Origin of the sequence: Streptomyces sp. NPDC047869 (genome assembly GCF_040704065.1) — a bacterium.
GTDB lineage: Bacteria > Actinomycetota > Actinomycetes > Streptomycetales > Streptomycetaceae > Streptomyces.
This window is the reverse complement of record NZ_JBEYRK010000036.1, coordinates 40079-55199: the sequence shown is the minus strand read 5'-3', so window position 1 is coordinate 55199 and position 15121 is coordinate 40079. Positions and strand designations below refer to the sequence as shown.

Here is a 15121-nt window from a genome sequence, read left to right as displayed (position 1 = left end):
AGAACGGGAAGCGTGAACTCCGCATCCACGCCTCACAGCAGACCCATGGCCAGGTCCGGGAGTTGCGGCGGCGTTGATTACGATTCGGGCATGGCGAAGAAGCTCGTGATCAAGGTGACTGCCGGGGCCGACGCCCCCGAGCGCTGCTCGCAGGCGTTCACGGTGGCGGCGGTGGCCGTCGCCAGCGGGGTGGAGGTCTCGCTGTGGCTGACCGGGGAGTCGTCCTGGTTCGCGCTGCCGGGGCGGGCCGCCGAGTTCGAGCTGCCGCACGCGGCGCCGCTGCCGGACCTGATCGACTCGGTCCTCGCCGCGGGCCGCGTCACCCTGTGCACCCAGTGCGCGGCCCGGCGCGAGATCACCGAGAAGGACGTCATCGAGGGCGTACGGATCGCGGGCGCGCAGGTCTTCGTGCAGGAGGCGCTGGCCGACGGGACCCAGGCGCTCGTTTACTGAGACGGCCGTCCCGGAACCGGGACGGCCGTTCCGGCCGGTTCACTCGCCCTGCCGGGTCCACAGGCAGAAGGGGTGCCCCGCGGGATCCAGCAGCACCCGGACGTCGGACTGCGGCTGGTGCGCGGCGAGCGTCGCGCCCTCGGCGAGCGCGCGTGCGGTCTCGCTCTCCAGGTCGTCGACCTCGATGTCGAGGTGCAGCATCATCTGCTGGTCGCCGGGACGGCGGCCGGGCCAGACGGGCGGGACGTAGCCGGGCTCCGTCTGGAACGACAGCGCGGTGCCGCCGCCCGCGGGCCCGATGAGGACCCAGTCGGGTTCCTCGGCGCGCACGACGTAGCCGAGCAGGCGCAGGTAGAAGCCGGCCAGCGCGTGCGCGTCCCGCGCGTCGAGCACCACCGTGGACAGCCGTGCGGACGACATACGGGCCCCCTCCTATTGACGGCGTTTCTTGCCGTCCAGCTCGTCCCACCACTCGTCGGACTTCGGGTCTCCGGACGGGTCGTCCCACCAACGGTCGTCCGGTCCCCGCCGGTTCGCGATCATCGCGGCGACCGGCGGGATGACCATGGCCACCACACACATGCCCACGGCCGCGGGGACCGACCACAGGCGCACCACTCCCCACGCCAGGACGAAAAGACCGATGCAGGTCCCCATCATGGCGAAGTAGACGTGCCGTCGACGGGCGAGCATGGTTCAAGCGTAGGCCGCGGGGCCCGGCCCCGCCGCTGTCACAACTGATCGACAAACTTCCGCATGCCGCGCCCCGCACGGTTACCGTGGCGTATCCAGACCATCGCCGACCCGGGGGAACACCACATGCGCGCCTTGCGAATACTGCTGATCCTCCTCGTGATCCTCGGTCTGCTGTTCGTGGTCGTGGACCGGGTGGCGGTGCACTTCGCGGAGGGCGAGGTGGCCGACCGGCTGAAGACCACCGAGAACCTGGCGAGCACCCCCGACGTGTCCATCAAGGGCTTCCCGTTCCTCACGCAGATGGCGAGCGGCGAGCTGGACGACGTGGAGGTCGGCGTCAAGGACTACGAGGCGGCCACCGGCAAGGGCTCGCAGACGATCCGCATCGACGACCTCAGGGCCGACATGCGGGACGTGACCTTCTCCGGCGACTACAGCTCCGCCACCGCCGCCGACGCCACCGGCACGGCGACCATCGCCTACGACGAGCTGCTGAAGGCCGCGAAGTCGGAGCCCACCCCGCTCGGCCTGGGACTCACGGCCCAGGTGGTCGGCCTGTCGGACGGCGGGAACGGCAAGATCAAGATGGCCGTGAAGGTCTCCGGGCTGGGCACGATCCACCTGCTGAGCTCGGTCACCGTCCGGGACAACAAGGTGCGGGTCAAGGCCGACGGCGTGCCCAGGTTCGGCGGCCTCGATCTCGCGGAGGGCCTGATCCGCTCGGTCACCGACTTCCAGCAGGCCGTCGACCGGCTGCCCGGCGGCATCGAGCTGGACGAGGTGCGGGCCGCGGAGGACGGCGTGGAGATCACCGTGAAGGGTTCGGACGTCAAGCTGGCGGGGTAGTACGACAGCCGGCGGAGACAGCGGGTGTCCGGCAGTCGAGACACCCGCGTCCGTACCGCAGATGGAAGAGCGTGGACGAGCGCCCGGGGACCGTACGACGACGGCCCGGGCGCTCTTTCGTTCCCATCATGCGGACGATCGCGTCTCAGAATGCGACATGCCGGTGACACGTCCGCCCAGACATCCCTACGATCGAACCCATGAGGCGACAGGCGGATCTCACGAAGCGGCGGGCAGTGGACCTGTGCCGCGTTGCCGCCATGCTCTGTCGCCCTTTCTGAAGCGGTAGCGGCCGCCCCCGGCCCTCCGCGTTCCCCACCGCCCTGTTTCGAAGGGCACCCGTGCGCCGCCCGCAGCCGAGCGCCCGCACCCACGCACTCGTACGCCCCGCCGTAACTGCCCCGGAGGAGAAAGAGCATGAGCCGCAGCGACGTCCTCGTAGACGCGGACTGGGTCCAGGAGCACCTGGACGACCCGAACGTCGCCATCGTCGAGGTGGACGAGGACACGTCCGCCTACGAGAAGAACCACATCAAGAACGCGATCCGCATCGACTGGACCAAGGACCTGCAGGACCCGGTCCGTCGTGACTTCGTCGACCAGGAGGGCTTCGAGAAGCTCCTGTCGAAGAAGGGCATCGCCAACGACACGCTGGTGATCCTCTACGGCGGCAACAACAACTGGTTCGCGTCCTACGCCTACTGGTACTTCAAGCTGTACGGCCACGAGAACGTCAAGCTCCTCGACGGCGGCCGCAAGAAGTGGGAGCTGGACGCCCGCGAGCTGGTGGCCGGCGACGACGTGCCCGAGCGCACCGCCACCGAGTACAAGGCCAAGCCGCAGGACGCCTCGATCCGCGCCTTCCGCGACGAAGTCGTGGCCGCGATCGGCGCGCAGAACCTGGTCGACGTCCGCTCCCCCGACGAGTTCTCCGGCAAGCTGCTCGCCCCGGCCCACCTGCCGCAGGAGCAGTCCCAGCGCCCGGGCCACGTCCCGACCGCCGCGAACATCCCGTGGTCGAAGAACGCCAACGACGACGGCACCTTCAAGTCGGACGACGAGCTGCGCGAGCTCTACGCCCAGGAGGACGTGGACCTCGCCAAGGACACCATCGCCTACTGCCGCATCGGTGAGCGCTCGGCCCTGACCTGGTTCGTGCTGCACGAGCTGCTCGGTGTGCAGAACGTCAAGAACTACGACGGCTCCTGGACCGAGTACGGCTCCCTGGTCGGCGTGCCGATCGAGCTCGGCTCCGGCAAGTAACCCACCCAACCAACCCTTCCCGACCGACCTTCTGGTCAGACCCCTTACGGAGAGACACATGTGTGGAGCGAAGGCCGGCGGCCCGGACGCCTCGACGATCAAGCCCGGTGAGACCACGATCCAGGGTCAGGTGACCCGCGACGGCGAGCCGGTGACGGGTTACGTCCGGCTGCTGGACTCGACCGGCGAGTTCACCGCGGAGGTGCCCACCTCCGCCACGGGCCAGTTCCGCTTCTACGCGGCGGAGGGCACCTGGACCCTCCGCGCGCTGGTGCCCGGTGGCACGGCGGACCGCACGGTCGTCGCCCAGCAGGGCGGGCTGGCCGAGGTCGCCATCGCGGTCTGAGCGGGCTGAGCGGGCTGAGCGGGCTGAGCGGGCTGAGCGGGCCGGACGGGCTCGGTGACGGCGAAGGGCCGCATCCCTGGGTTGGACGCCAGGGGATGCGGCCCTTCGGCATGTCCGCGTGCCCCGGGGGGCGCGGGAGGGAGCGGCCGGCTAGCCGAGCGCCCGCCCCAGCACCCACACCACCGGCGCCGCCGCCGACAGGGGCAGCGCCACTCCGGCCGTGAAGTGCACGAAGCGGGACGGGTAGTCGTAAGCGGCGACCCGGTGCCCGATCAGCGCGCAGACGCCGGCCGCCGCGCCCAGGGCGGCGCCCTTCGTGCCGAAGCCGGTCATGCCGCCCACCGTGATGCCCGCGCCGGCCGCCGCCAGCACGGCGACCACCACCGAGGCCGGGGTCGGCAACGGCAGGGCACGGGCCACGACGGCCACCGCGACCGCCGCCGCGCCCACCGACACCGCGTGCGGGTCGGCGCCCAGGTAGCCGGTGGCCAGGACCGACAGGGCCGTCGAGGCCACCGTCGCCATCAGGCCGTACATCCGCTCGTCGGGCGAGGCGTGCGAGCGGAGCTGGAGGACGAGGGACAGCAGGACCCAGACGCCGAGCGGGCCGAGGATCGCGGCGGGCGCGTGGTCGCGGCCCGCGACCAGCACCGCGACGTCCGCGGTGAGCGCTCCCGCGAAGGCCAGCGCGATGCCCTGCCGGGCGGGCCACATGCCGTTCAGCCGGAACCAGCCCGCGGCCGTCACGGCCTGGAGCAGCACCAGCGGTACGACGAGGGCGTACGAGGCGACGGGCGCCGTCACCGCCAGCAGCAGGCCCAGCAGGGCGGTGAGCAGCGCCGGCTGCATGCCGGGCTCGATGATCGGGGAGCGCCCCTCGAGCCGGGCCCGCTGGGCGTCGGTGACGCGGCTGTTGCCGGCGAGCGTGGCGGGGCCGTAGCCGGGGTCCGTTCCGGCACCGGTGGCGTCCCCCGCAGCCGGTGCCGACGCGTGCGTCTCCGGCTGCGGCTGCGGTACCTGATGCTGCGGCTGCGGTTGCGGCTGAACCTGCGGTGCGTACGGCTCGGCGGTCCGCGGGTGGTGCTGGGCCGCGTGCCGCGGCTGCTGGTACGCCTGCTGCTCCGGCGGCAGCGGGTGGGCGGCCTCGGCCGGCTGGACCGGTGCGTGGGTCTGCGTCTCCCACGTCTGCCCCTGCCACTGCTGCGTGAGCTGGGGGTCGTGGCCGGGTTGTGCGTACTCGTCGTAGCCGGACCACGCCTGCTGCCCCTGATGGGCCTGCTGGTGCTCCTGCGGCTGGTTCTGGTGCTGGTGCTGCTGGTACGGCTGCTGCCGGTACGGGTCGTACCCCTCGTACGGCCCGCCCTGATACGGCTGGTCGCTCATCGCCTCATCCTCCTGCGAACGGCGGGAGCACCTCGACCGTGCCGCCCTCGGCCAGCCGTACCGTCTCATGCGCGCGGGTCCCGACGGGGTGACCGTCGACGATGAAGGAGCAACGCCGCAGGACGCGCGTGAGTTCACCGGGGTGTCGCTCCCGCACGGTGGCGAGCGCCTCGGCGAGGGTGGCCGCGTCGTACGGCTCCTCGCCGACCCCGGCCGCGGCCTTGGCGGCGGCCCAGTAGCGGACCGTGACCTTGGGCATCTGGTTCCTCTATCGACGGCGGAAAACAGGGAAGTCTGGTGTCAGGCTAGCCCGCCCGGCCGAGGGCCCATTCGCCGATCCGGCCCAGCAGGGCGTCACCGGCCGCGTTCTCGGCGTGGCCCATGCCCGGCTCCACCCAGAGCTCGCCGTGCTCACCGGCCGCCTCGGCCAGCATCCGGGGATGGTCGAGCGGGAAGTAGCCGTCGCGGTCGCCGTGCACGATCAGCAGCGGGGTCGGCGCGATCCGGGGCACCGCCCGCACCGGGGAGAGCGGCACCGGGTCCCACTGCCGGTGGTGGATGCGGGTGCGCAGTCCGTAGCGGCCGACCAGGCGGCCCGCGGGGCGGGTGACCAGCCAGTGCAGGCGGCGCATGGGGGCCGTGCCCCGGTAGTACCAGCGGGCGGGCGCGCTGACCGCGACCACCGCGTCGACCGTGCCGGGCCGCAGGGCCGCGTGCCGCAGGACCACCGAGCCGCCCATGGAGAAGCCGACGGTCACCACGCGCGTGTGCCCGAAGCCGCGCGCCCACTCCACCGCCGCGGCGAGGTCCAGCACCTCCTTGTCGCCGACCGTGGACCGGCCGCCCGAGGCGCCGTGGCCGCGGAAGGAGAAGGTGACGACCGCGCCGTACCCGGCGAGCACGCCCGCCGCCCTGCGCACGTGCGGGCGGTCCACGTCCCCGGTGAAGCCGTGGGCGATCACGAACACCGGGCCGCCGGAGGGCGGCGCGGCGGTGTACGGGGACGCTTCGTATACGACTGGGCCCGGATCGTATACGGAATCGACCGCGATTCCGTCCGATGTGCGCAGGAACGTCCGGATAGGGGGCCGTCCGACCGTCTCGTGATTCGGACGAACGGTGGAACGCGCCACATGACCTGACGGACGGTTGCTCATGTGGGCTATTCTGCTTGGCAGAGGACTCGGGCAGCGCAGCCCCCGGGTCCTTTTGTGCTTTCGGAAGCGTTGTATACGAAGCGGGAGACCGCGGGTGTACGGGGCCTTTCGGGATCGCAGAGCAGTTCCGTACCGCTCGCAGGGACCGAGGAGGAACCAGACGTATGAGTTCTCTGCTGCTCCTGACCAACGCCCTCCAGCCGTCGACGGAGGTGCTCCCCGCGCTGGGCCTGCTGCTGCACAACGTGCGGGTGGCCCCTGCCGAGGGCCCCGCCCTCGTCGACACCCCGGGCGCCGACGTCATCCTCATCGACGGGCGCCGCGACCTGCCGCAGGTGCGCAGCCTGTGCCAGCTCCTGCGCTCCACCGGCCCCGGCTGTCCCCTGCTCCTCGTCGTCACCGAGGGCGGCCTCGCGGCCGTCACCGCCGACTGGGGCGTCGACGACGTACTGCTCGACACCGCCGGCCCGGCCGAGGTCGAGGCCCGTCTCCGGCTCGCCATGGGCCGGCAGCAGATCGTCAACGACGACTCCCCCATGGAGATCCGCAACGGCGACCTCTCCGTGGACGAGGCGACCTACTCCGCCAAGCTCAAGGGCCGGGTCCTGGACCTGACCTTCAAGGAGTTCGAGCTGCTCAAGTACCTCGCGCAGCACCCCGGCCGGGTCTTCACCCGCGCCCAGCTGCTGCAGGAGGTGTGGGGCTACGACTACTTCGGCGGCACCCGCACGGTCGACGTGCACGTACGGCGGCTGCGCGCCAAGCTCGGCCCGGAGCACGAGTCGCTGATCGGGACCGTCCGCAACGTCGGCTACCGCTTCGTCACCCCTGAGAAGGGCGACCGCTCGGCCGACGAGAACAAGGCCAAGACGGGCCGGGCGAAGGCGGACGATGCGGACACCTCGGCCGCGCTCGACGCCGCCGAGATCCACGCGGACGTGTAGCGCGGGCGCGGCCGGGCCGGGCGGCGCGCGACCGGCCCGCGGCCGGGATGTGATACGCCCTGCCCAGAGCGGGTCAATCCGCGTAGACTCCGCGCGTGGCGAAGGTGACTCGCGATGATGTGGCACGGCTGGCTGGGACCTCCACCGCCGTCGTCAGTTACGTCATCAACAACGGACCCCGGCCGGTCGCCCCGGCCACGCGCGAGCGTGTCCTCGCGGCGATCAAGGAACTGGGGTACCGGCCCGACCGGGTCGCCCAGGCGATGGCCTCGCGCCGGACGGACCTGATAGGCCTGATCATCCCGGACGCCCGCCAGCCCTTCTTCGGGGAGATGGCGCACGCGGTCGAACAGGCCGCCTCCGAGCGCGGGAAGATGGTCCTGGTCGGCAACACCGACTACATCGCCGAGCGCGAGGTCCACTATCTGCGGGCGTTCCTCGGCATGCGGGTTTCCGGCCTCATCCTGGTCTCGCACGCCCTGAACGACCTGGCCGCCGCCGAGATCGACGCCTGGGACGCCCGGGTGGTGCTGCTGCACGAGCGCCCGGAGGCGATCGACGACGTCGCCGTCGTCACCGACGACCTGGGCGGCGCCCAGCTCGCCGTGCGCCACCTGCTGGAGCACGGCTACGAGTACGTGGCCTGTATGGGCGGTACGGCACAGACGCCGGCCGTCGGCGACCCGGTCTCGGACCACGTCGAGGGCTGGAAGCGGGCGATGGCCGAGGCGGGCATCCCCACCGAGGGCCGTCTCTACGAGGCTCCGTACAACCGCTACGACGCCTACCGGGTGGCCCTCGACGTGCTCTCCGGCCCGGACCGTCCGCCCGCCTTCTTCTGCTCCACCGACGACCAGGCGATCGGCCTGCTGCGGGCCGCGCGCGAGCTGCGCATCGACGTGCCGGGCGAGCTGGCGGTGGCCGGGTTCGACGACATCAAGGAGGCGGCGCTCGCCGACCCGCCGCTGACCACGGTCGCCTCGGACCGCTCGGCGATGGCCCGGTCGGCGGTGGACCTCGTGCTGGACGACGGACTGCGGGTGGCCGGGTCCCGGCGCGAGCGGCTGAAGACGTTCCCGTCGCGGCTGGTGGTGCGCACGTCCTGCGGCTGCTCGCACTGAGGGCTCCGGCGCGTCCCTGAGAGGCGGGTGAGAGCCCGCTCCAGGCGACGAGAAGCGTCTTTATACCGGGCAAACGAGGTTCTGCCGGGCTTCTCAGGGAGCACTCAGGCGGCTCTCATGGTCGCGGGACATGCTCATTGTCATGACCGAGAGCATCCGCCGCAGCGGCGAGTACGAGTACCAGGGCCACGAGGGCGCGTACGCCCAGCAGCACGTCCACTCCGCTCCCGTGAACCCCGAGTGGCCGCCCCCGCCGCCGTACGAGCCCGCGGCGGCCACGGTCACGGCGCCGGGCACCGAGCCGGGCGCCGGACCGGCCGAGCGGCGCACCCGGGGACCGATGGCGCTGCTCGCCGCCGTGGCCATCGTCGCGGCCGCGGTCGGCGGCGGCACCGCCTACGCCTTCCAGGAACTGACCGGCAAGGGCACGGTCGCCTCAGCCGGTACCACGACCACCGTGGTCCCCTCGAGCAAGAAGGGCGACGTCGCCGCGATCGCCTCGGCCGTGAGCCCGAGCGTCGTCGAGATCCAGGCGACCCTCAGCAGCGGCTCGTCCACCGGCTCCGGTGTGGTCATCACGTCCGGCGGCGAGATCGTCACCAACAACCACGTCGTCTCCGGCGCCTCCTCGATCAAGGTGCGCACCAGCGACGGCAAGAGCTACACCGCCGACGTCGTCGGCACCGACAGCTCCAAGGACCTCGCGCTGATCAAGCTGCGGGGGGCCTCCGGGCTGACGGCCGCCGCGCTGGGCGACTCCTCCGACGTCCAGGTCGGCGACTCGGTCGTCGCGATCGGCTCCCCCGAGGGCCTGACCGGCACCGTCACCAGCGGCATCGTCTCCGCGCTCGACCGGGACGTGACCGTCTCCACCGACGAGAGCCAGGGCCAGAACCAGGGCCAGGGTGACGACGGCCAGTGGCCGTTCCAGTTCGGCGGCCGCCAGTTCAACGGCGACACCGGCTCGTCCACGACGACCTACAAGGCGCTCCAGACCGACGCCTCGCTGAACCCCGGCAACTCCGGCGGCGCGCTGATCGACGCGAGCGGCCATGTCATCGGCATCAACTCCGCGATGTACTCGTCGAGTTCGCAGGCCTCCTCGTCCTCGGACGCGGGCAGCGTCGGGCTCGGCTTCGCGATCCCCGTCAACACCGTCAAGTCCGACCTCGCCAAGCTGCGGGCCGGCTCGACCAGCTGAACGACCCACCCGGCACAGTAGGGAGCACGTCATGATCACTCAGGTCTCGCACAGTGACGTCACCGCCACCGGCCCGGCCGTCCTCACCCTCCCCCTGGCGGTGGCGCACGAGTTGCACGCGCCCGCCGTCCGCCCCCGTGTCCCGGAGGTCGCCGTGCCGGCCCCGGAGCTGATGGGCCTGCGCACCTCCGCCGACCGTCCGCACCGCCGCAAGGTGCCGCTGCGCCGGCTGAACGCGGTGCACCAGCTGAGCTCGGCACGCGGCCTGAGCGTGCTGGGCTCCTGAGCCCGGCGTGCGTGCCCCACGGCTCCCGGGCGTGCGAGGCTGAGAGGCACCCCGTCCACCCGACCCACCGCACCCTGAGGAACCGCGAGCGATGAGCCCCGCCGAAGGCGACCGTGACCCCCAGCGCATCCTGATCGTCGACGACGAGCCCGCCGTGCGCGAGGCACTGCAGCGCAGCCTCGCCTTCGAGGGCTACGGCACCGAGGTCGCGGTCGACGGCGCGGACGCCCTGGAGAAGGCCGCCGCGTACCGGCCGGACCTGGTGGTGCTGGACATCCAGATGCCCCGCATGGACGGCCTGACCGCGGCCCGCCGGATCCGCGGCGCCGGGGACACCACCCCGATCCTCATGCTCACGGCCCGCGACACGGTGGGCGACCGGGTGACGGGGCTGGACGCCGGGGCCGACGACTACCTGGTCAAGCCCTTCGAGCTGGACGAGCTGTTCGCCCGTATCCGCGCGCTGCTGCGGCGCAGCTCGTACGCGGCCGACGTGTCGGGCGAGGTCCAGGCGGACGAGGCGCTGACCTTCGGCGACCTGCGCATGGACCTCGCCACCCGGGAGGTCACCCGGGGCGGCCGGCAGGTGGAACTGACCCGCACGGAGTTCACGCTCCTGGAGATGTTCATGGCCCACCCGCGCCAGGTCCTCACCCGCGAGCAGATCCTGAAGGCCGTCTGGGGCTTCGACTTCGAGCCCTCCTCCAACTCGCTGGACGTCTACGTCATGTACCTGCGCCGCAAGACCGAGGCGGGCGGCGAGCCGCGGCTGGTGCACACCGTCCGGGGCGTGGGGTACGTACTGCGGCAGGGCGGCGCGGAGTGAGCCGGCTGGCGCGCCGCTACCGGGCGCTGCCGATCCGGGCCCGGCTGGCGATGCTGGTCGCGGCGGCGGTGGCGTTCGCGGTGGCGGCGGTCTCGGTGACCTGCTGGTTCATCGTGGAGCGCAAGCTGTACGACCAGGTCGACGCCGATCTGCAGAAGGTCGCGGAGCCGCAGCGGCTGGTGAACATCGTCTCCACGCTGGAGTCGTGCCCGCAGACGCCCGGAGACGCCGGACTCGGCGACTTCCACGCCCACGGCAACTACTACTACATCCAGCTCGTGAAGCAGAACGGCACCGCCTGTGTGTCCTCCAACTCCGCGGGCCGGGTGAAGACCACCTCCGCCGACACCGACGTCATCGCCAAGGCGGACGCCCACGACGGGCTGCTGCACGACGGCACCCTGCGCGACGGCACCGACTCCGAGGGCAACGCGGTGCGGGTGCTGACCCAGCCGCTCACGTTCAGCCCGGGCCCCGGGACACAGCCCCAGATGTACCCCAACACGGCCCTGATGGTCGCCATACCGCTGAAGAACACCCAGGACACGCTGAAGGACCTCGCCCTGATCCTGCTCCTCGTCTCCGGCATCGGGGTCATCGGGGCCGGCGCCGCGGGACTCGCGGTGGCCCGGGCGGGGCTGCGCCCGGTCGACAAGCTCACGCAGGCCGTCGAGCACGTGGCCCGGACCGAGGACCTGGGCATCCGCATCCCCGTCGACGACGACAGCGACGACGAGGTGGCGCGGCTGTCGCGCTCCTTCAACTCGATGACCACCGCGCTGGCCGGCTCCCGCGACCTCCAGCAGCAGCTCATCGCGGACGCCGGCCACGAGCTGCGCACCCCGCTCACCTCGCTGCGCACGAACATCGAGCTGCTCACCCGCAGCGAGGAGACGGGCCGCCCGCTGCCCCCGGAGGACCGCAAGGCGCTACTCGCCTCCGTGAAGGCGCAGATGACGGAACTGGCCGCGCTGATCGGCGACCTGCAGGAGCTGTCCCGTTCGGAGGGCCAGCGGGGTGAGCGCGTCCAGGTGGTGTCCTTCCAGGACAGGGTCGAGGCGGCGCTGCGCCGGGCCCGCCTGCGCGGCCCCGAACTGACCATCACGGCGGACCTGGAGCCCTGGTACGTCCGCGTGGAGCCCTCGGCGCTGGAGCGGGCGGTGGTCAACGTCCTCGACAACGCGGTGAAGTTCAGCCCGGAGGGCGGCACCGTCGAGGTGCGGCTGGCCGGGGGAGTCCTGACGGTCCGTGACCACGGCCCCGGCATCCCCGCCGACGAACTCCCGCACGTCTTCGACCGCTTCTGGCGCTCGCCCAGCGCCCGTGCCCTGCCGGGCTCCGGCCTCGGCCTGTCCATCGTGGCCCGCACGGTCCGGCAGGCGGGCGGCGAGGTCTCCCTGACCCGGGCGGAGGGCGGCGGCACGACCGCCACGATCCGCCTGCCGGGCGCGGCCACGGCTCCCCCGGAGACGGTGTAGGCCTTCGGTACCCGGGCATGCCGGGCGAGGGGGCAACCTTTCCCGGCCGCGCGGCGACTTGAGGACGCTCACACCTCCTACGGGACCGGAGTCGTCCATGACCCCCCACACCCCCCGTCACCGCCGGCGCCGCAGGGCCGTCGCCGCCGGACTGCCGCTGGTGCTGACCGCGGCCGGCGTCCCCACCTACGGGCTGCTCGGGCCCGGCGGCCAGCCGAGGGCGTCCGCCGCGGCCGCCGCCCCGCCCGCCTGGGCCACCGCCGCCGCCGACGGCTTCGCCTCGGTCAACGCCCTCGGGCAGAACGGGACCTACGGTGGCCGGGGCGGCGAGATCGTCACCGTGGAGACGCTCGCCGACCTGGAGAGGTACGCGACCGCCGACAAGCCCTACATCATCGTGGTCGCCGCGGCGATCACCGTGGACCCCGTCGGCAAGGAGATCAAGGTCCGGTCGGACAAGACCATCCTGACGGTCTCCTGGAACAAGCGCGGCCAGGACAACAAGGCCTTCGCCATCGGCTGGACCGACAACGTCACCGCCGACCTCACCATCCACCACAACTGGATCCGCGAGACCGCGCAGCGTCAACCCGTCAGCCGACAACGTGGCCCACGCGCACCTCTACAACAACTACCTGGAGGATGGGAGCGGCGGCCCGCGGTGGAGGCGCTGATCCTGCGCCGGGCGGGGCACCGCAAGGCCTGGGAACGGGCGGCCGCCGGGGGCTTGTTCGCCCAGGTGGGCGGCTTCCTGGTGTGGGCGGTGCTGATGTCCGCCGTCGAACACGCGTCCGCGCTCGGCCTGGTGCCGTGGACCCCGCTGGGTGTCTTCGCCGCCCTGCTGCACTGGCGCTGGGAGGCCCAGGTGCCGCGCCGGCTCCGCGAGCAGGAGCGGTAGCGGCCCGAGGCGGGCGGCTACCGCCTGAGGATCAGCGTGTCGTCGGCTGTGCCCGCCGCCGTGTCCGGTCCGGCCGCGGTCGCCGGCAGGGGGCCGGCGAGCCGGGCGTAGACGCCGCCGTACGCCAGCAGTTCCGTGTGCGTCCCCGCCTCGACCAGGCGGCCGTGGTCGAGGACCAGGACGCGGTCCGCGTCGGGGGCGAGGCTCAGGTCGTGGGTGATCATGAGGGTGGTGCGCCCCGCCATCAGCCGGCGCAGCGGCCGCACCACCTGGCGGGCGGCCACCGCGTCCAGGCCCGCCGTGGGCTCGTCCAGGACGAGCACCGGGGCGGCACGGAGCATCGCGCGGGCGATGGCGATGCGCTGGAGCTGGCCGCCGGACAGGGCGGAGGTGCCGGGGGCGAGGCGGGTGTCGTAGCCGTCCGGCAGCGCGGTGATGAAGTCGTGCGCCGCCGCGTCCCGGGCCGCCCGCTCGATCTCGGTGTCACTCGCGCCGGGCCGGCCGCAGCCGATGTTCTCGCGGACGGTGCCGCCGAGGATCAGCGTCTGCTGCGGCAGCAGGGCGATCTGCTCGCGCAGGAAGTTCAGGGGCACGTCGGTGAGCGGGACGCCGTCCAGGCGGACCACACCGGCCGAGGGGTCGTGGAAGCGGGTGAGCAGCCCCGCGAGGGTGGACTTCCCGGCGCCGCTCGGGCCGGTGACGAGGACCAGTTCGCCCGGTCCGGCGGTGCAGCTGATGTCCCGCAGGGCGGGGCGGGAGGCGTCCGGGTGGCGGAAGGAGACGCCGTCGAAGCCGATCCGGCCGCGCACCGGCCAGGCGGCCACCGGGCGGTCGGGGTCGGTGACGGCGGGCTCGGCGTCCAGGATCTCCCCGATGCGCCGCGCGCCCGCGGTGGCCGCGGTCACCGTCAGACCGAGCCCGCCCAGGCTGCGGACCGGCGGATACAGATGGCCGAGGAAGGCGGCGAAGGCCAGGAGCTGACCGAGGCTCATCCGGCCCGCCGAGATCTCCCACGCCCCGAGCCCGATCACCGCCAGCACGCACAGCGTCTCGACGACCTCGACGAACTGCTCGTACAGCTCGCTCAGCCGGGCCCCGCGCACACTGGCCCGCAGCCAGGCGCGGGCCTCGTGGTCGAGCCGCCGTGCCTCGTCCGGCTGCCGGTTGTACGCCTGGGTGAGCACGATGTTGCCCAGGGACTCCGCCACCACGGCGGTGATGGCGCCGTCGGCGGTCCGCTCGTCCCGGGACGCCTGCTGGATCCGGCCGGAGAAGCGGCGGGCGGCGAGCAGGAACAGGGGCGCGAGGACGAAGGTGGCCAGCGCCAGGTCCCAGCGCAGCCACAGGGCGGCACAGGCGTAGAAGACGGCGGAGAAACCGGCCGAGACGGCGCCCACGATCCCGGAGACCACGAGCTGCTCGATGGACTCCACGTCTCCGGTGAGCCGTTCGACGAGGTCGCCCCGCCGGTGCCGCTGGAAGAAGTGCGGGGGCAGGTCCTGCACATGCCGGAAGACGGCCGCGCGCAGCCGCAGTACGAATCTCTCGGCGGTCCAGGTGGCCAGCGAGTTGCCGAGGTAGCCGGCGAGCGCGGCGAGCACGGCCACGCCCAGCCAGGCGCCGGCCGGCCCCCAGAAGGCGGCGAGCGAGCCGGCCTTCAGGGCGTGGTCCGTCAGCCGGGAGAACAGCAGGATCGCGGCTGTCTCGGCGAGCGCGGCGACGACCACGCAGACCACGATCAGCGCCAGCCACCCGCGGTCGCCGCGGGTCAGCGGCCAGAACCGGTGGAAGGCCTCGCGGGCTTCCCTCGACATCGTCGACTCCCTCTTCCAGAACCGCGTCCGGGCACGGCCGAGGCGGGGCCACCGTCCGACCACGCGGTTTTCGGTGGCCCCGCCTCAACGGGTTCCTGTGTACTGAACCCAGCTTTTTCACCGGCTGGACTCAGCTTGCTTTTACCGCCGGATCACACCGGCATTCACAAGGCCCTTACTTGTGGCCGACAGGGCGCTTCGGAGCGGGCTTCTTCGGGCCCTTCTTCTGGTGCACCGGCTGCGGAGCGGGCTTGCGGGTCTTCTTCACCGGGGCGATCTTGTGGAAGCTCATGTGCTTCACCTTTCTTGTCGGTTCGGTGTCTCGAGCGCCGTTCGCTTTCGACATGGAAAACATTACGGCAGCCGAAAGCGCGGAAATGTCAATTTCGCTGAGACCTCAATGAAATGA

18 protein-coding genes and 1 pseudogene are annotated in these 15121 nt (G+C 72.2%); 13 read left to right on the top strand and 6 right to left on the bottom strand.

All coding sequences use genetic code 11. The features are described 5' to 3' along the window. Positions 1-90: 90 nt before the first annotated feature. Complete coding sequence (locus tag AB0924_RS32905) at positions 91-453, top strand: DsrE family protein (protein WP_358937120.1); 363 nt, start codon at positions 91-93, stop codon at positions 451-453. Between the two features lie 39 nt (positions 454-492). Here the strand turns inward: AB0924_RS32905 and AB0924_RS32900 are convergent, their stop codons facing one another. Beyond that, positions 493-873, bottom strand: coding sequence for a VOC family protein (locus tag AB0924_RS32900; protein WP_358937122.1), 381 nt, complete (start codon positions 871-873; stop codon positions 493-495). Between the two features lie 12 nt (positions 874-885). Next, a complete protein-coding gene (locus tag AB0924_RS32895; protein ID WP_358937124.1) occupies positions 886-1146 on the bottom strand; it encodes a DUF3099 domain-containing protein in 261 nt (86 codons plus the stop codon). Positions 1147-1272: 126 nt separating this feature from the next. On the opposite strand from AB0924_RS32895, the gene AB0924_RS32890 reads away from it, so the two are divergent. From AB0924_RS32890 to AB0924_RS32875, 4 genes are all read left to right on the top strand, one after another. Beyond that, a complete protein-coding gene (locus AB0924_RS32890; protein WP_366913421.1) occupies positions 1273-1995 on the top strand; it encodes a DUF2993 domain-containing protein in 723 nt (240 codons plus the stop codon). A gap of 200 nt (positions 1996-2195) precedes the next feature. Then, positions 2196-2276: an Ms5788A family Cys-rich leader peptide gene (locus AB0924_RS32885; protein WP_351055874.1), complete on the top strand. Its 81-nt coding sequence runs from the start codon at positions 2196-2198 to the stop codon at positions 2274-2276. Positions 2277-2412: 136 nt separating this feature from the next. Further along, positions 2413-3258, top strand: coding sequence for a sulfurtransferase (locus AB0924_RS32880; protein WP_358937128.1), 846 nt, complete (start codon positions 2413-2415; stop codon positions 3256-3258). Between the two features lie 58 nt (positions 3259-3316). Next, positions 3317-3604 (top strand): DUF1416 domain-containing protein, encoded by a 288-nt coding sequence (locus AB0924_RS32875; RefSeq protein ID WP_006348354.1) that lies wholly within the window; start codon positions 3317-3319, stop codon positions 3602-3604. 150 nt (positions 3605-3754) lie between these two features. On the opposite strand, the gene AB0924_RS32870 is transcribed toward AB0924_RS32875, so the two are convergent. The 3 genes from AB0924_RS32870 to AB0924_RS32860 are packed head-to-tail and all read right to left on the bottom strand — an operon-like array spanning position 3755 to position 6144. Next, positions 3755-4987, bottom strand: a complete 1233-nt coding sequence (locus tag AB0924_RS32870) for a hypothetical protein (protein ID WP_366913420.1) — start codon at positions 4985-4987, stop codon at positions 3755-3757. A gap of 4 nt (positions 4988-4991) precedes the next feature. Continuing rightward, positions 4992-5246 carry a MoaD/ThiS family protein gene (locus AB0924_RS32865; RefSeq protein ID WP_199211071.1) on the bottom strand — a complete coding sequence of 85 codons (255 nt, stop codon included), beginning with the start codon at positions 5244-5246 and terminating at the stop codon, positions 4992-4994. A gap of 46 nt (positions 5247-5292) precedes the next feature. Further along, positions 5293-6144, bottom strand: coding sequence for an alpha/beta fold hydrolase (locus tag AB0924_RS32860; RefSeq protein ID WP_358937133.1), 852 nt, complete (start codon positions 6142-6144; stop codon positions 5293-5295). A gap of 164 nt (positions 6145-6308) precedes the next feature. Here AB0924_RS32860 and AB0924_RS32855 point away from each other — a divergent pair, with 164 nt between their 5' ends. From AB0924_RS32855 to AB0924_RS32820, 8 genes and pseudogenes are all read left to right on the top strand, one after another. After that, on the top strand, positions 6309-7088 hold the full coding sequence (locus AB0924_RS32855) for a response regulator transcription factor (protein WP_358937135.1): 780 nt from the start codon (positions 6309-6311) through the stop codon (positions 7086-7088). Positions 7089-7183: 95 nt separating this feature from the next. Beyond that, the gene (locus AB0924_RS32850) at positions 7184-8209 is read left to right on the top strand and encodes a LacI family DNA-binding transcriptional regulator (protein WP_358937137.1); all 1026 of its coding nucleotides are present in this window, start codon (positions 7184-7186) and stop codon (positions 8207-8209) included. Positions 8210-8351: 142 nt separating this feature from the next. Beyond that, positions 8352-9410 (top strand): trypsin-like peptidase domain-containing protein, encoded by a 1059-nt coding sequence (locus AB0924_RS32845; RefSeq protein ID WP_366913419.1) that lies wholly within the window; start codon positions 8352-8354, stop codon positions 9408-9410. Positions 9411-9441: 31 nt separating this feature from the next. Then, on the top strand, positions 9442-9696 hold the full coding sequence (locus tag AB0924_RS32840; protein WP_366913418.1) for a hypothetical protein: 255 nt from the start codon (positions 9442-9444) through the stop codon (positions 9694-9696). Positions 9697-9787: 91 nt separating this feature from the next. Next, a complete protein-coding gene (locus tag AB0924_RS32835; protein ID WP_366913417.1) occupies positions 9788-10522 on the top strand; it encodes a response regulator transcription factor in 735 nt (244 codons plus the stop codon). Then, positions 10519-12000: a HAMP domain-containing sensor histidine kinase gene (locus tag AB0924_RS32830; RefSeq protein WP_366913416.1), complete on the top strand. Its 1482-nt coding sequence runs from the start codon at positions 10519-10521 to the stop codon at positions 11998-12000. The genes AB0924_RS32835 and AB0924_RS32830 overlap by 4 nt, the downstream gene beginning before the upstream one ends. 97 nt (positions 12001-12097) lie before the next feature. Next, positions 12098-12653, top strand: a pseudogene (locus AB0924_RS32825) (hypothetical protein); the annotation flags it as partial. Between the two features lie 8 nt (positions 12654-12661). Next, the gene (locus tag AB0924_RS32820; RefSeq protein ID WP_366913415.1) at positions 12662-12898 is read left to right on the top strand and encodes a hypothetical protein; all 237 of its coding nucleotides are present in this window, start codon (positions 12662-12664) and stop codon (positions 12896-12898) included. A 17-nt stretch (positions 12899-12915) separates the two neighbouring features. Here AB0924_RS32820 and AB0924_RS32815 read toward each other — a convergent pair whose 3' ends face one another. Beyond that, positions 12916-14712: an ABC transporter ATP-binding protein gene (locus tag AB0924_RS32815; RefSeq protein ID WP_366913414.1), complete on the bottom strand. Its 1797-nt coding sequence runs from the start codon at positions 14710-14712 to the stop codon at positions 12916-12918. Positions 14713-15121 lie beyond the last annotated feature (409 nt).

Coding starts and splice junctions, on each gene's coding strand:
- AB0924_RS32905 (WP_358937120.1), top strand. CDS start 91: ATGGCGAAGAAGCTCGTGATCAAGGTGACTGCCGGGGCCGACGCCCCC.
- AB0924_RS32900 (WP_358937122.1), bottom strand. CDS start 873: ATGTCGTCCGCACGGCTGTCCACGGTGGTGCTCGACGCGCGGGACGCG.
- AB0924_RS32895 (WP_358937124.1), bottom strand. CDS start 1,146: ATGCTCGCCCGTCGACGGCACGTCTACTTCGCCATGATGGGGACCTGC.
- AB0924_RS32890 (WP_366913421.1), top strand. CDS start 1,273: ATGCGCGCCTTGCGAATACTGCTGATCCTCCTCGTGATCCTCGGTCTG.
- AB0924_RS32885 (WP_351055874.1), top strand. CDS start 2,196: ATGAGGCGACAGGCGGATCTCACGAAGCGGCGGGCAGTGGACCTGTGC.
- AB0924_RS32880 (WP_358937128.1), top strand. CDS start 2,413: ATGAGCCGCAGCGACGTCCTCGTAGACGCGGACTGGGTCCAGGAGCAC.
- AB0924_RS32875 (WP_006348354.1), top strand. CDS start 3,317: ATGTGTGGAGCGAAGGCCGGCGGCCCGGACGCCTCGACGATCAAGCCC.
- AB0924_RS32870 (WP_366913420.1), bottom strand. CDS start 4,987: ATGAGCGACCAGCCGTATCAGGGCGGGCCGTACGAGGGGTACGACCCG.
- AB0924_RS32865 (WP_199211071.1), bottom strand. CDS start 5,246: ATGCCCAAGGTCACGGTCCGCTACTGGGCCGCCGCCAAGGCCGCGGCC.
- AB0924_RS32860 (WP_358937133.1), bottom strand. CDS start 6,144: ATGAGCAACCGTCCGTCAGGTCATGTGGCGCGTTCCACCGTTCGTCCG.
- AB0924_RS32855 (WP_358937135.1), top strand. CDS start 6,309: ATGAGTTCTCTGCTGCTCCTGACCAACGCCCTCCAGCCGTCGACGGAG.
- AB0924_RS32845 (WP_366913419.1), top strand. CDS start 8,352: ATGACCGAGAGCATCCGCCGCAGCGGCGAGTACGAGTACCAGGGCCAC.
- AB0924_RS32840 (WP_366913418.1), top strand. CDS start 9,442: ATGATCACTCAGGTCTCGCACAGTGACGTCACCGCCACCGGCCCGGCC.
- AB0924_RS32835 (WP_366913417.1), top strand. CDS start 9,788: ATGAGCCCCGCCGAAGGCGACCGTGACCCCCAGCGCATCCTGATCGTC.
- AB0924_RS32815 (WP_366913414.1), bottom strand. CDS start 14,712: ATGTCGAGGGAAGCCCGCGAGGCCTTCCACCGGTTCTGGCCGCTGACC.